Source organism: Flavobacterium sp. N502540, assembly GCF_025947365.1.
GTDB lineage: Bacteria > Bacteroidota > Bacteroidia > Flavobacteriales > Flavobacteriaceae > Flavobacterium.
Map to the genome: position 1 here is coordinate 714,371 of NZ_CP110012.1, position 14,117 is coordinate 728,487.

13 protein-coding genes are annotated in these 14,117 nt (G+C 35.2%); 6 read left to right on the forward strand and 7 right to left on the reverse strand.

The genetic code is table 11. The annotated features are described in order from the left end of the window. Positions 1-18: 18 nt before the first annotated feature. Positions 19-720: a hypothetical protein gene (locus OLM58_RS03270; protein ID WP_264531187.1), complete on the forward strand. Its 702-nt coding sequence runs from the start codon at positions 19-21 to the stop codon at positions 718-720. Between the two features lie 195 nt (positions 721-915). Here the strand turns inward: OLM58_RS03270 and OLM58_RS03275 are convergent, their stop codons facing one another. From OLM58_RS03275 to OLM58_RS03290, 4 genes are read right to left on the reverse strand one after another with little or no spacing between them, the layout of a single operon-like run. After that, the gene (locus OLM58_RS03275; protein ID WP_264531188.1) at positions 916-1,638 is read right to left on the reverse strand and encodes a hypothetical protein; all 723 of its coding nucleotides are present in this window, start codon (positions 1,636-1,638) and stop codon (positions 916-918) included. 46 nt (positions 1,639-1,684) lie between these two features. Then, on the reverse strand, positions 1,685-2,314 hold the full coding sequence (locus OLM58_RS03280) for a hypothetical protein (RefSeq protein WP_264531189.1): 630 nt from the start codon (positions 2,312-2,314) through the stop codon (positions 1,685-1,687). Beyond that, positions 2,311-4,728, reverse strand: a complete 2,418-nt coding sequence (locus OLM58_RS03285; RefSeq protein WP_264532418.1) for a TonB-dependent receptor plug domain-containing protein — start codon at positions 4,726-4,728, stop codon at positions 2,311-2,313. Before OLM58_RS03285 ends, OLM58_RS03280 begins: the two co-directional genes overlap by 4 nt. Before the next feature lie 53 nt (positions 4,729-4,781). Next, the gene (locus OLM58_RS03290) at positions 4,782-6,476 is read right to left on the reverse strand and encodes a M23 family metallopeptidase (protein WP_264531190.1); all 1,695 of its coding nucleotides are present in this window, start codon (positions 6,474-6,476) and stop codon (positions 4,782-4,784) included. A gap of 179 nt (positions 6,477-6,655) precedes the next feature. Here OLM58_RS03290 and OLM58_RS03295 point away from each other — a divergent pair, with 179 nt between their 5' ends. The 3 genes from OLM58_RS03295 (at position 6,656) to rny (ending at position 9,022) form a co-directional block, all read left to right on the forward strand. Next, on the forward strand, positions 6,656-6,946 hold the full coding sequence (locus OLM58_RS03295) for a Mis12-Mtw1 protein family (protein ID WP_017498113.1): 291 nt from the start codon (positions 6,656-6,658) through the stop codon (positions 6,944-6,946). 10 nt (positions 6,947-6,956) lie between these two features. Continuing rightward, a complete protein-coding gene (locus tag OLM58_RS03300; protein WP_264531191.1) occupies positions 6,957-7,250 on the forward strand; it encodes a cell division protein ZapA in 294 nt (97 codons plus the stop codon). 209 nt (positions 7,251-7,459) lie between these two features. Beyond that, positions 7,460-9,022 carry a ribonuclease Y gene (gene rny / locus OLM58_RS03305; RefSeq protein ID WP_017498111.1) on the forward strand — a complete coding sequence of 521 codons (1,563 nt, stop codon included), beginning with the start codon at positions 7,460-7,462 and terminating at the stop codon, positions 9,020-9,022. Positions 9,023-9,284: 262 nt separating this feature from the next. Here the strand turns inward: rny and OLM58_RS03310 are convergent, their stop codons facing one another. The 3 genes from OLM58_RS03310 to OLM58_RS03320 form a co-directional block, all read right to left on the reverse strand. After that, positions 9,285-10,805 (reverse strand): PAS domain-containing protein, encoded by a 1,521-nt coding sequence (locus OLM58_RS03310; RefSeq protein ID WP_264531192.1) that lies wholly within the window; start codon positions 10,803-10,805, stop codon positions 9,285-9,287. A gap of 153 nt (positions 10,806-10,958) precedes the next feature. After that, entirely contained in the window at positions 10,959-11,855 is an 897-nt protein-coding gene (xerD, locus tag OLM58_RS03315) for a site-specific tyrosine recombinase XerD (protein WP_264531193.1), read from the reverse strand. Between the two features lie 79 nt (positions 11,856-11,934). Beyond that, positions 11,935-12,516, reverse strand: coding sequence for a porin family protein (locus OLM58_RS03320; protein WP_264531194.1), 582 nt, complete (start codon positions 12,514-12,516; stop codon positions 11,935-11,937). Between the two features lie 404 nt (positions 12,517-12,920). On the opposite strand from OLM58_RS03320, the gene OLM58_RS03325 reads away from it, so the two are divergent. After that, a complete protein-coding gene (locus OLM58_RS03325; RefSeq protein WP_264531195.1) occupies positions 12,921-13,487 on the forward strand; it encodes a porin family protein in 567 nt (188 codons plus the stop codon). Positions 13,488-13,700: 213 nt separating this feature from the next. Beyond that, positions 13,701-14,114 carry a type II 3-dehydroquinate dehydratase gene (gene aroQ, locus OLM58_RS03330; protein ID WP_202701518.1) on the forward strand — a complete coding sequence of 138 codons (414 nt, stop codon included), beginning with the start codon at positions 13,701-13,703 and terminating at the stop codon, positions 14,112-14,114. The last annotated feature ends 3 nt before the right edge of the window (positions 14,115-14,117 follow it).

Genomic DNA, 14,117 nt, shown 5'->3' on the forward strand with positions numbered 1-14,117 from the left:
AATCTTAAATCAGTAAAAATGTACCTTAATAATTCAAACATAAAACTTCCGGATGATCCGGATACAATTGTCTGGAAGTACTTAGACTTATCTAAATTCCTTGATTTATTAATGTCCAAAAAACTATTCATGTCCCGTTCTGACAAATTTGAGGATCAGTACGAGGGCACTTTTAGCGAGCCAACCTTTGAAGAGATTAAAAAACTGGCCATAGACAATCCGGATTTCTTAAACTACTACAAAACCCATCGCGAACAGGTAGCCATAAGCAGCTGGCACATCAACGAATACGAATCGTTTGCTATGTGGCAGATTTTTACCAAAAACAATGAGGGGCTAGCTATTCAGTCTACCATAGGAAGACTGCAGAATGCTGTAAAACCGGAAAACAATTTCGATCAATACATTGGCGAGGTAAACTATATCGACTACAAAAAAGAGTACATACCGTTTGATGATCTATTCTTCCCCTTTTTATTTAAGCGTAAAAGCTTTCAGTACGAAAGAGAAGTTCGAATTCTTACCGATACTTCAAAAAGTGACATTAAACTAAACGATGGCTTAAAAATCAATGTTGATCTCAAACAACTGATCGAAAAGATCTACATTCATCCAAAATCTGAAAACTGGTACAAAAAACTGGTTATCGATTTAACAGAACGTCTGGGATTTGATCTCGAAATCGAGAAATCGGATCTGGAAAGTGATATTTTGATATAGTTTTTTTTTTAAGGTGCTGAGATGCTAAGATCCTGAGGTGCTGAGTTTTCTCACCACAGATTGCACAGATTAAAAGGATTTTATGCATCATCTAAAAGAAAAAAGCCTTTTAAAAATTAAGTAAATTAATTTTTAAAAGGCTTTTTTCTGGTTCCAAAATCTTAGAACCTCAGAACCTTAGCATCTTAGAACCTTCTAAATAGGCTTATAACTCTTCACTTCCCATTTTTTAGAAGCCAGGTCAATATAATTGTAATGTAAAACATCATTTTTATCAAATTGTCCATTTTGGTTGGTATCTTCAATCGTTCTGAAATACAAACGATTTCTTGATTCGATTAAATTCCAGTCTACCAATTCCTGAAAGTCTTCTGAAATTTTCGTAAAACGCTCACCGCTGATATTACTTAAATACAACGTCTTAATATCACTGGTATCAATTTTACCATCTTTATTGGTATCTGAGTCGGCCAGAGTATAAACCATAATCTGATTCTGTGTTTTATCGGCAACCGTTTTTAAATAAGTAGCCGTCAAAATCAGGGCCGGTTTATCTGTCAGAGGACGTATGGAATCTGAATCAACTTTCTGAAACTTCAGGTTTTGCAAATAACCCGTGATTTCAAATTCTCCTAAATTAGAGATTGTAAAACTTACATCATTTACACTCGAAGAGCCATAACGGGCTTTTGTTCCTTTTTCAAAAACACGCAAGTCTCCAACCGGGTGAATCAAATAACTTGTTCCTTCCATTTGAATAGGCAAATCGGCTATTTCAATCTGTGTAGAATCTGTTTTTGCAACAGTATTCGTTTTACTGGCGGTATCGTAAATTACTTTAGGTTTCTTCACTTCATCTTTACAACTTGTAAGTGTTCCGATGATTGCCAGAGCTATATAGGTTAAGATCTTTTTCATGTATGCTAATTCTATTAGGATATCAAATATAGTATTTTTGATTGTATTATCTATTTTTATTGAATTTTACTAGTGTAAAGATATTGAGAAATACAATCCCAAAATAGCCAAGAAAAAGAAACCAATATCTTTTAAACAATGCTAAAACATATTGAGCCTGTCTTTCTTTTTCTTTATCTAAAAAGTATTCTTTATTTGTCTCCCCATAATAACAACTATACATATGGATACTATTTCTTTTCGGTTTTGGTTTAGCACTCGCTAATACATATATATCATCTCCATACGGAGCCCAGGTTGGAACCTTCTCTACCAATAAAATATCAATAACATCTACAAAAGTATTATAATCTGTTTTTGAACCAAAATGAATTTTCGCTCCATTCACAGTATCATATTTCTTAACTAAATCTCGAACAAAATACCTTAGTTCCTGCAATTTTAGTTCTTGCGTTTTGTCATCATTAAAAATAAAATCTTTGTATTTTCTTAAGTCTTTAATTTTATATTTTTCAAATTCTTCTTTATCCGGAACTAAAGAAATATCCAACACCCCATAAACCTTAAAAGCATCAACTTTATAAAAATGATAAAAACAAAACAAAGGGATTAAGATTAAAGAAATCATTCCCGGAACGTAAAAAATCTTCTTTCGTTTTTCACGTTTTGCAATCATAATCTCGCATTCAACTTCACATTAAAAACCCTCGAGGTCATATAATTTGGAATTGCATACTGATTTTTAGAATACACATCACGGACCCAGGTATTGGTAATCGCATTTTGATTATTGAAAAGATTGAAAATTTCAACTCCAACAGACAATTCTTTAAAGTTCTTCAACCATTTAGCCTTAGCAACTTTCGTGTTTCCATCTACAAAAACTTTCGCAAAACCAACATCAGCTCTACGATAATCATTCAATCTTCTTTGGTACAGATATGGATCTGAATAAGCCGGTGCTCCTCCGGGTAAACCGGTATTATAAACCAGATTCAAATACAACTTTACACTTGGAATACTTGGCATATAATCCTGAAACAGCATCGCAAATTTCAAACGCTGGTCTGTGGGCCTCGCGATATAACCTTTGTTTTCATAATTCTCTTCGGTTTTTAAATATCCAAAGCTAATCCATGATTCTGTTCCGGGTACAAACTCTCCATTCAGTCTAAAATCAACTCCTTGTGCATAGGCTTTTGCATTATTATTGGCAACATATCGAATTCTGACATTATCAATAGAATACACATTTACATCTGAAAGCGATTTATAATAAAGTTCTGTAACCCATTTAAAAGGACGATTCCACATTTTAAAATTATAATCGTTCCCCAAAACGATATGAACGGATTCCTGCGCTTTCACATTTGGATTTACCACACCATTTAAATCCCTAAGTTCTCTATAAAAAGGGGGCTGATGGTACAATCCTCCGGAAAGTCGGAAGAGCATGTCCATATCCCAATCCGGTTTTAAAGCAAATTGGGCACGCGGACTGAAAACGGTTTGAGTCTTACCTTCAACAGCACCTCCTGAAACATTCCAACTCTGAAAACGAGCTCCGAGATTATACCAAACCTGACTGGATCCTATTTCCGATTTTTTATTCCATTGCGCATATCCCGAAAATCGGTTTATGGTATTAAAATTTGTCGCCCGCACCTCCTGATACGGTAATAACGGCCCGGTATAAGACTCATAAGGCTGATTGTTCTTCGGTAAAAAAGCGATTGGTGGATTAATCGAGAATCCGGCCGAATCAATCATCTCCCACTCTACAATTCGATCCCTAATTGATTCACGCGTATATTTCAAACCAAATTCCAGCTGACTGTCATTTTTCCATTCTTTAAAACCTTTGATTTCTACATTGGCGATTAAAGCATCTAAGTCATTTCGGGCATGACTCAATTGCGAACCTATTCCACGAGTGAAATCAACATTTGAGGTGTCTTCATTTTCGACACTACCCAAACGATATTGTGCGAGAATATCAAAATGCTCCTGTTCTATGGTATGAAAAAGCGAACCAATTAGTTTCAAAGTAAAAGTGGGCGAAACTTTGTATGTCGTTTTTAAGGCGCCGAAATAGGTATTGTACTGATCCCTTTCCCTGCCTTCATAATACACGGCAAGTGCCATCGGTTGATCTATGGTCCCAAATTTTGTCTCACGGGTTAAAGGCTGATACAAGTATTTATTTTGAGAGATATTCCCTAAAAAGCTCATTTGCCATTTTGCAGAAATATCATAATTAACATTGGTCTGAATATCTGCAAAAGTTGGGGTATAATTTGTTTGCGTGTCCTGGCTATTCACCAACAAGCTATTATTTCTATAACGAACTCCGGTTACAGCCGACCATTTTTTATTTTTAGAAACAGCATCGGCCGATATACTCCCTCCAAGCAAACTGGCTTCAAGCGAAGCGCCAAACTGCGTTGGTTTTCTGTAAGTGATATCTAAAACAGAGGATAATTTATCTCCAAATTTTGCCTGAAATCCTCCTGCCGAAAAGTCAACATTCTGCACTAAATCGGTATTGGTAAAACTCAATCCTTCCTGTTGTCCGGAACGAATTAAAAATGGGCGATAGACTTCGATCTCGTTCACATAAACCAGATTTTCATCGTAATTTCCACCCCGAACAGCATATTGCGTACTCAGTTCATTATTGGAATTTACACCCGGCAGTGTTTTCAAAATATTCTCGATTCCGGCATTGGCTCCCGGTATTTTCTTAATAGTAGCAACATCGACATTTGCGATACCCTGAATCCTCTTCTTACTTTTAGAAGAAACAAAAACTTCTCCCATTTGTTCTTCGGAACTACTCATTAAGGGATTAAAAACGAAAATCTCATTTGAGGCTAAATGTACAGTCAGACTCATCATTTTTAAAGAAACGTGAGTAAAAATCAACGAAATCTTTTTACCTGACGGCACTACGATTTCATAAAAACCATTTGAATCAGATTGAGAAACATTTCCGGAAGAGCTGATATTTACTCCAGTCACAGGACGTTTCTGCTCATCCAGAATAACACCTTTTACATGAGCCTTCTGAGCATATGAGATACTGGTCATGCATAAAAAAAGAAAAACGGCTATTAACTTAATTTGATTCAAGTGCTTGGGTTTTATTTTTGTTGGCTTCTAAAAAAATGAGTCTCAAAGATAGCAGAATTTCCTACATTATCAATCACTTCAATTTTTAAATCATTTGCTCCTTCAGCAAGAAGAGTATCATCAAAAGTATGCGTTATTTTTCTTGATTTACTTTCATATTCAAACAAAATCCAGTTTCCATTAAGATAACCGTTGTACGATTTGATTCCGGAAGAAGCATCATTAATGGTAAATTCTATCTTTTTAACTCCGGTTATCCACTTGTCCTGAATTGGTTTTACAATTTTAATGGTGGGTGCAATAGTATCCAGAACTAATCCAAATTGCCCTAATATTTTTGATTTGGCAGTAAAAACATCTCCTTTTCTCACTGTTCCGTTATAGCTGGCATTGTTTCCGCTAAATCTTCCAATAAAAAGTTTATCCTTCAAGGTTTCCGGAAACGAACTGTCTTTAATCGTAATGGTAAAATTGGAGTGCACCGGAACGGTATCGTCGTGGATATAAATACGATTATTTTTGACATCAAAGTTTAAATTAAAATCATCATAAAAAGTTCCTGCCGGAAAAAACACAGACATATTGTCTTTTTCAAAATTCGAATCTTTATTGACTTTAATAAAGTATTTTGAAGTTATTGGCTCCTCTTTTACAACTGGCGTTGCCGTGTCGTATTCAACCGGAACAGTAACAGCGCTTAAATTCCCAAAATAATCCGAAACCTCAATTCTGTAAGTGGATGCTAAATTAGGTTCGGCCGAAACAATTCCACGCAAGGAATCGGTCTTAATAATACTCAACGCATAAGGTGTTTTCATAAAGAGTTTCTGAACCCGCTGACCCGATTTTTTATATTTACCATAATCGATAAAAGCGTTTATATATCGCATCTCATCGAAGGAATAGGTATTGAATTGATAATTGTAATTTTGATTTCCGTTCAGAAAAGTAGAAACATTAAAAACACCATTTTTATTAAACGAAACATCATCATAATCTACTGCAGAAATTCCGAAACCAATTCTACCATTAGCTTTTACTTTACTAGCCAGATAAGTCCCGTCTTTTTGCAAGGCGACATTCAGCAACAAAGGCTGTTTGGACTGATTTACCGTCGCATTATCCATAGGATAAACATACACACTCGAAATACTAGGCTTTTTAGTATCTTTTAGATTTTTATCGAAACCAAAAAATATCGGATTAATTACAAATTCTGTTTTAGTATCCCGAATTTCAAAATGAAGATGAGGTCCTTCTGATGAACCTGTATTTCCGGAAAGTCCAATCAGATCACCTCTTGTAACCGGTAGTTCGTTAGGTTTTGGAAACATTTCAATTTCATAGGCCTTTTCCTTATAATGTGTTTTGGTTACATAATCTAAAATTGGTCCCACCGGAGTTTGCAAATGTCCGTACACCGAAGTGTATCCGTTTGGATGTGTAATGTAGATGCATTTACCGTTGCCAAAAGTCGAAATTTTAATTCTCGACACATATCCGTCAGCAATGGCGTAGACCTTTAATCCTTCTCTCTGATTCGTTTTCAAATCAAACCCCGCATGGAAATGATTTGGCCGCAACTCCCCGAAATTACCGGAAAGCTGCATCGGGATATCCAGCGGCGGACGAAAATAATCTTTTGGATATTGCGTCTGCGCAAAAATAAATGGACTAAAAAGCAGGGCAAGTAACGAAAATCTCATAAGTAACATTTTTGCTAAGATAAAAAATTAAGAAGCGAAAACCGAGTATAACGCCACAAAAATACAATCGATTGAATTTCATCCGTTTGTTTATTTTTAATGTAAAAAAATCGATAAAAAATTGCATTAATAAAAAGGAATATTAACTTTGTAGGATTAAGTAATGAATAGGATTTATAATGAGTGTAATTGCCGAAATAATTGATACTCTTGAATATAAAGTCGAAAAGCTTTTTGAGAAATCAAAAGGCTTGGAGCATAATAATCAGGCTTTACAATTAGAATTAGCCAAAGCTGCGCAAATTATCCAGAAACAATCTGAAGAAATTGAAGCTTTGAAAAAGCAACATGAAACACTTAAGATCGCCAATTCGTTACTCGGCAGTGACAACAACAAGAGAGAGACAAAGCTTAAAATAAATTCATTAATTCGCGAAATTGACTACTGTATAGCACAGTTATCCGATTAACAAAGACGACATGGACGGAAAGCTTAAAATTAAAATATCAGTTGCAGACAGGGTTTACCCTTTAACGGTTGAACCTGTTCAGGAAGAAGGACTTAGAAGTGCTTCTAAAAAAATTGATGCTATGATCAAGCAATTCGAAGAAAGTTACGCGGTTCGTGACAAACAGGATGTTCTGGCGATGTGTGCCCTGCAATTTGCATCGCAAGTCGAACAAAAACAAATTGACAATGCGATCGATGGTGAAGAAACTATCGAAAGAATTAAAAGATTAAATGCGCTATTAGATCAATATCTCGAAAATTAAACGTTCTTTTACAACAACTAAGATACTGCCTACATTAGTTCACAATTGGTAAACTCAACACTAACAATTTAGAATGAGCAAATCGTCGCTACTATAGTATGCCATGCTTCGGCTTGGAAACTTGAACAGTGAGTTAGCTCAAAACTTGTCTTTACGAGTTTATTCAAGCAATTAATGTAGGCTTTTTTTATATATAAATTTTAATAAACATGGACATAATAACGATCATTATTTCAGGTGTTATAGGGATTGCTGCAGGTTTTGCAATTGCTAAAATCATCGAAAAAAGCAATATTTCTAACCTCATCAAAAACGCCAAAAAAGAAGCCGCTTCCATTCTAAAAGATGCTAATTTAGAAGCCGAAAATATTAAGAAAGATAAAATCCTTCAGGCAAAAGAACGTTTTATCGAACTAAAATCAGAGCACGAACAAGTTATTCTGGCAAGAGATAAAAAAGTTGCAGAGGTAGAAAAAAGAGTACGTGATAAAGAATCGCAAGTTTCTAATGAACTTTCGAAAGCAAAAAAAGTAAACGACGAGTTTGAATCTAAAACTCAGGAATACAACAACAAAATTGAAGTTTTAGACAAAAAACAAACTGAAGTTGACAAGCTACACAAAAGTCAATTGCAACAGCTTGAAGTAATCTCAGGACTTTCTGCTGAAGAAGCAAAAGAGCAATTAGTAGAAGGTTTAAAAGCCGAAGCTAAAAGCAAAGCGATGTCTCACATTCAGGACACTATCGAAGAGGCAAAACTTACTGCTCAGCAAGAAGCGAAGAAAATTATCATTAATACAATCCAGAGAGTTGGAACTGAGGAAGCAGTTGAAAATTGCGTTTCAGTATTCAACATTGAATCTGACGATGTAAAAGGTAGAATCATTGGACGTGAGGGGCGTAACATTAGAGCTCTTGAAGCTGCAACGGGAGTTGAGATCATTGTTGACGACACACCTGAGGCGATCATCCTTTCTTGTTTCGATCCTGTTCGTAGAGAAATTGCCCGTTTATCTTTGCATAAACTGGTAACAGACGGACGTATTCACCCTGCACGAATTGAAGAAGTAGTTGCTAAAACAGCGAAACAAATTGACGACGAAATTATCGAGGTTGGTAAACGTACTGTTATCGACTTAGGAATTCACGGTTTACATCCCGAATTGATTAAAGTTGTAGGTAGAATGAAATACCGTTCTTCTTACGGTCAAAACTTATTACAGCACTCGAGAGAAGTTTCTAAACTTTGTGGTATCATGGCTGCCGAATTAGGCTTAAACGTAAAATTAGCCAAAAGAGCTGGTTTACTTCACGATATTGGTAAAGTTCCGGATACTGAAAGTGATTTACCTCACGCCTTACTAGGTATGCAGTGGGCAGAGAAATATGGTGAAAAAGAAGAAGTTTGCAACGCTATTGGAGCTCACCACGACGAGATCGAAATGAAATCATTACTTTCTCCGATTGTTCAGGTATGTGATGCTATTTCAGGTGCACGACCAGGAGCGAGACGTCAGGTTTTAGATTCATACATTCAGCGTTTGAAAGACCTTGAAGAAGTCGCTTACGGATTTAGCGGTGTGAAAAATGCATACGCAATCCAGGCCGGTAGAGAACTTCGTGTCATTGTAGAAAGCGAAAAAGTTTCTGATGACAATGCTGCAAATTTATCTTTCGAGATTTCACAAAAAATCCAAACTGAAATGACTTATCCGGGTCAGGTAAAAGTTACCGTAATTAGAGAAACCAGAGCGGTTAATATTGCAAAGTAATCTCTACATATTATTCATAAAAATAAAGGCGATCTAAAACAAGATAGCCTTTATTTTTTATAACACTACGGTCTGGTAATTTACACTTAGCTCATCAGTCTTCGACTTCGCTCAGACCGACACTCACATCTTCGCTCAGACTCACATTTTTGACTTCACTCAGGACGACAAGGGTGATAAACCGTCCTAAATATTGGTACTAACATTATCAATAAAACTACAGCCATGACTACTGTCACTGCGACTGAGACTGCAACACCCCCTAAATATCGTTAAAAATAATTTTAAAGCTCGTTCCTACTCCCACTGTACTTTCTACTGAAATACTTCCTTTCATTGCCTCGATTTGATTTCTGGTAATATAGAGTCCGATTCCCCTTGCCTCCTGATTTTTGTGAAAAGTTTTATACATCCCAAATAACAAATCACCGTACACCGCCAAATCGATTCCCAAACCATTATCCGTGATTTTTAATGACTTGTAACCGTCCGGTTCGATTGAAAAATCAAAAACAATAACAGGATCTCTGTCCGGATGGGCATACTTTATAGCATTTGTTGTAAAATTCAGCAAAACACTTTCCAGATAAGCCGGGTTAAAATTAATTGTCAAATACTTTGGAACATTATTTACAATGGTAACTTTCTTATTCTTGTCGTACCCTTTAATCGTTGAAATCGTTTTCTCAATATATTCTGAAAGCTTTAATGGAGACACAGCAATATTGATATTACTTTGTGTCTTTACAATCTGGGTTAAATTGGCAATCGTATCATTCAGATCATTAGAAACAGTTCGCAAATGTTCTAACATTTCGTTTACAGTTTGTTTATCAACATCCGCATCAATAAAATCCAGGATCGACTTTATATTTCCAGCCTGCGTATTCAGATTATGAGAAACGATATGAGAAAAGTTCACCAATCGGCTATTTTGATCACTGTACAATTTCATCGTTTTAATCAGCTCCAACTCCTTCTCTTTTTGCAAAGAAACATCAGTATGTGTCCCGATCACGCGCAATGGTTTTCCATTTTCATCCCTTTCAATAACCTTTCCACGATCCAGAATCCACTTATAATTACCGCTTGAAGTCATAACGCGATGGTAATTTTCGTAATATGGGATCTTATTATCAAAATGCTCCTGTATATCCGAATAATACTTTGGAAGATCTTCGGGATGCACAATCTTATCCCAACGTTCCGGGTCATCGAAAATATCAGCGGAATCCAATTCCAAAATCTTTAACGACAATGACGAATAGAAAACCCTGTTGGTTACCATATCCCAATCCCAAATTCCGGCAGTAGAAGCCTCAAGAGCAAATTGAAAACGCTCTTCAGAAATACGTAGTTTTTCTTCCTTATCTTTCAATTCCGTAATATCCGAAACATGTCCAAAAAAGCTAACACGCCCGTCGGCGGACTGCTCTGTTTTAGCAGAAACCTTGAACCATCGCATCCCTTTTTTAGGTAAAATAGCTCTAAATTCGACATTCCAGGGCTTTGCTTCTTTACGTGCTTTGACTAAAGACTGAAAAAACAGATCACGATCCTGAGGAAAAATCCGATCGTAAATTACCAATTTAATGTCATTGGTAAACTCTTTTACACTAAGTTCAAAAATATCGTCAGCTGATTTACTGACCAGAGGGAAAGTATACCTGTTTTCGCTGTCAACAACAAACTGAAACAGCAGGTCCGGCATTTCGGCAAGCAATTTTTTATAAAAATTATTTACCTCTAAGCAATTCTCATTTCCATATAAATCAAAAACCATATATCACTTATTTATGTAGATTGAAATATTAAAAACAATGATCCCAATAGTAAAAAACAAAAGCTGAAACTGGCTCTTTTATTTCCTAATTACCACAAAATATTATACAATATATTACTTTTTTGATTTAAAAACGACTTCCGGCTTCAAAAATTACTTCCGTGGATGAAAAGATAACATTACCTCTTTCAAAAAACTCCTGTCTAAATGCACATAAATTTCGGTCGTAGTAATCGATTCGTGCCCTAACATCAACTGAATTGATCTTAAGTCGGCACCATTTTCAAGTAAATGAGTTGCAAAAGAATGCCTTAAGGTATGCGGACTAATACTTTTATGGAGGTTAATTTTTACAGCGAGATCCTTTATAATGGTAAAAATCATGGCGCGTGTAAGCTGATTGCCTCTCCTGTTCAAAAATAAAGTATCTTCACAACCTTTTTTTATTTTAAGATTCACCCGAATCTCCTTCTGATAAATCTGAATGTATTTCTGAGCAAATTTACCCACCGGAACAAAACGTTCTTTATTTCCTTTTCCGGTAATTTTAACAAACCCTTCTTCAAAAAACAAATCTGAAATTTTTAAAGAAACCAATTCCGAAACCCTAAGACCGCAGCCGTACAAAGTTTCCAACATTGCGCGATTCCGTTCCCCTTCATTGGTACTCAGATCAATTGCCGCAATAAGAGAATCTATTTCATCTAAAGACAGCGTATCAGGCAATTTTCGCCCTGTTTTAGGAGTCTCGATCAGTTCCATCGGATTGTCGTTTCTGTAATCTTCAAAAATCAGATAATTAAAAAAACTTTTCAAGCCCGAAATAATTCTCGCCTGTGACCGTGGATTGACTTCTTTAGCTACCGCATAAATAAACTGCTGAACCGTTTCATCATCAATCTTTATGGGAGAGATCTCTATACTGTTTGTCTCCAGAAAAAGGCACAGACGCTCGATGTCAAAACCATAGTTTTCGATTGTATTTTTAGACAAACCTCTCTCTATGCGCAAATACGACTGATAATCTTTTATATAACGGTTCCAATTCATAGCTACAAAGTAAAACATTTTCAGGCATAAAAAAACCTTCCGGATTAGGGAAGGTTACAAAATTTATTGTTGGATAAAATTAGAATTTATACGCTAAAGATAACGCAAGGTTACTGTTTTTAGCACTGTCATAATAATCATCTGAATTATCAATATCTTTATCAGAAAGTGGAGATAAACCAATTGTGTAACGAAGACCTACTGAAAGGTTATCCGTAAAACTGTATCCGGCTCCAAGATTGAACCCTAGATCTGCTGATCTTGTAAAATCTTTAATGTTTCTACCATCATTTTTCGCTGACAACAAAATCCCCAACTGCGGACCAGCTTCAACACTAAATTTTTTGTCAACGATATAATATTTCGCCAATACAGGAATATTTAAATAGTTTAATTTAATATCACTATCATTCCCAAGAGGCAAGTCTACTTTAGTTCCCTGAGTAGAAAACAAAAGCTCAGGCTGAATAAAGAATCTCTGAACCACATGAATTTCTGCAAAACCTCCAACGTGAAAACCTACAAGAGATTTAACATGATCCACATCTCCTCCAACTACTGTTGAAATATTAAGACCTCCTTTTACTCCGAATCTGGTCTTTTGTGCATTAGCAAAACCAAATACCATTACTGCCATAGCAGCCAAAATTATTCTTTTCATTACAATTTGTTTTTTGAGTTATTCATGCCAAATATAAAGATAACCTTATTAAAAAAGAACTTGTATGCTAATTAATAAATTGGTAAATACCGTTTTATATCATTCTCAACAGATCTTTCTTCTTTATTATAGCCCAATATCAAATCTCGAATATCAAAATAAACTTACGAAATAAAAAAGTTTTAAAATATAATTTGAACTATAAATCTTACTAAATAAAAAGTACATCCCAAAAAACCGATCACAAATAAACTTCTTAAATAGAGCCAATTACAGGCCTAAAATCAATAAAAATGGGAAATTTAGTAATTATTTAAACCAAAATATAAAACAATAAATTCCTAATTCTGTAGTTTTGACTAATAAATAACATTTAAAAAAAATCAAATTTTAAAAACACTTTTATGAAAAAGATAATCTTAGCAGCTGTATTGTTTATCGCAACTTCAGCTACAATTCAGGCACAATTAGTACAATTTGGAGTTAAAGCAGGGGTTAACTTTGCAAGCCAACCAGGAGACGCGTCATTACAAGGTGTAGCTTTTGACAAAGATGGTATCACAAGTTATCATGTTGGTGTAGTTGCAGAAGTTAAATTGTTAGAAAAATTCTCAATTCAACCTGAGCTTTTATATTCTACTCAAGGTGCAACGTATAAATTTAAAGATGCTCAACAAGACTTTAAAAACGAGTTAGCATATCTATCTGTTCCTGTAATGGCTAAAATTTATATGACAAAATCATTAAGCTTAGAAGTTGGTCCTCAAGCTTCCTTTTTAGTAAGTCAAAAAAATGATGTAAGATTTAATGATGCTAATACATTTGACTTTGCTCTTAATGCAGGTTTAGGATTAAAAATTACCAAAAGTATTTTTGTACAAGGTCGTTATAGTTTAGGTTTAACTGATGTTTCATCAAGTGCAGATGTTAGAAACTCTGTAGTTCAGCTATCAGCCGGATTCTTGTTCTAAAAAATATATCACATACTTTTACAAAAACCGTTCTATTAATTGGAACGGTTTTTTTATTTTTACAACTGTTCAATGGCGATGGCAAAAATCAATGACAATGGCAATGTCAAAATTCAATGACACTATCAATTGTTTTACATTTTACATTTCACATATTACATTTCACATATTACATTTTACAAATTACATTTCACATATCACACCTTACTATCCATGAAAATCTGCATTATCAACGGACCCAATTTGAATCTTTTAGGAAAAAGAGAACCGGAAGTTTACGGAAGTCAAACTTTTGAAGATTATTTTGCAACGTTGCAGGATAAATTCCCAAACATTGAACTTTCCTATTACCAAAGCAATATTGAAGGCGAATTGATTGGGAAAATTCAGGAATGCGGTTTTACTTTTGACGGAATTATTCTGAATGCAGGAGCTTACACTCATACTTCAATAGGATTAGGCGATGCCATGAAAGCGGTTACAACTCCCGTGATCGAAGTACACATTTCTAACACTTACGCTCGTGAAAGTTTCAGACATCAGTCGTATTTATCCGGAAATGCCAAAGGTGTCATTCTTGGTTTCGGGCTAAAAAGCTACGAACTGGCCATTCAGTCTTTTCTGTGAGGC

Excerpts from the sequence above, each read along its gene's own strand:
- OLM58_RS03270 (WP_264531187.1), top strand. The coding sequence starts at position 19 with ATGTACCTTAATAATTCAAACATAAAACTTCCGGATGATCCGGATACA.
- OLM58_RS03290 (WP_264531190.1), bottom strand. The coding sequence starts at position 6,476 with ATGAGATTTTCGTTACTTGCCCTGCTTTTTAGTCCATTTATTTTTGCG.
- OLM58_RS03280 (WP_264531189.1), bottom strand. The coding sequence starts at position 2,314 with ATGATTGCAAAACGTGAAAAACGAAAGAAGATTTTTTACGTTCCGGGA.
- OLM58_RS03320 (WP_264531194.1), bottom strand. The coding sequence starts at position 12,516 with ATGAAAAGAATAATTTTGGCTGCTATGGCAGTAATGGTATTTGGTTTT.
- aroQ (WP_202701518.1), top strand. The coding sequence starts at position 13,701 with ATGAAAATCTGCATTATCAACGGACCCAATTTGAATCTTTTAGGAAAA.
- OLM58_RS03310 (WP_264531192.1), bottom strand. The coding sequence starts at position 10,805 with ATGGTTTTTGATTTATATGGAAATGAGAATTGCTTAGAGGTAAATAAT.
- OLM58_RS03325 (WP_264531195.1), top strand. The coding sequence starts at position 12,921 with ATGAAAAAGATAATCTTAGCAGCTGTATTGTTTATCGCAACTTCAGCT.
- OLM58_RS03295 (WP_017498113.1), top strand. The coding sequence starts at position 6,656 with ATGAGTGTAATTGCCGAAATAATTGATACTCTTGAATATAAAGTCGAA.
- xerD (WP_264531193.1), bottom strand. The coding sequence starts at position 11,855 with ATGAATTGGAACCGTTATATAAAAGATTATCAGTCGTATTTGCGCATA.
- OLM58_RS03275 (WP_264531188.1), bottom strand. The coding sequence starts at position 1,638 with ATGAAAAAGATCTTAACCTATATAGCTCTGGCAATCATCGGAACACTT.
- OLM58_RS03300 (WP_264531191.1), top strand. The coding sequence starts at position 6,957 with ATGGACGGAAAGCTTAAAATTAAAATATCAGTTGCAGACAGGGTTTAC.
- OLM58_RS03285 (WP_264532418.1), bottom strand. The coding sequence starts at position 4,728 with ATGACCAGTATCTCATATGCTCAGAAGGCTCATGTAAAAGGTGTTATT.
- rny (WP_017498111.1), top strand. The coding sequence starts at position 7,460 with ATGGACATAATAACGATCATTATTTCAGGTGTTATAGGGATTGCTGCA.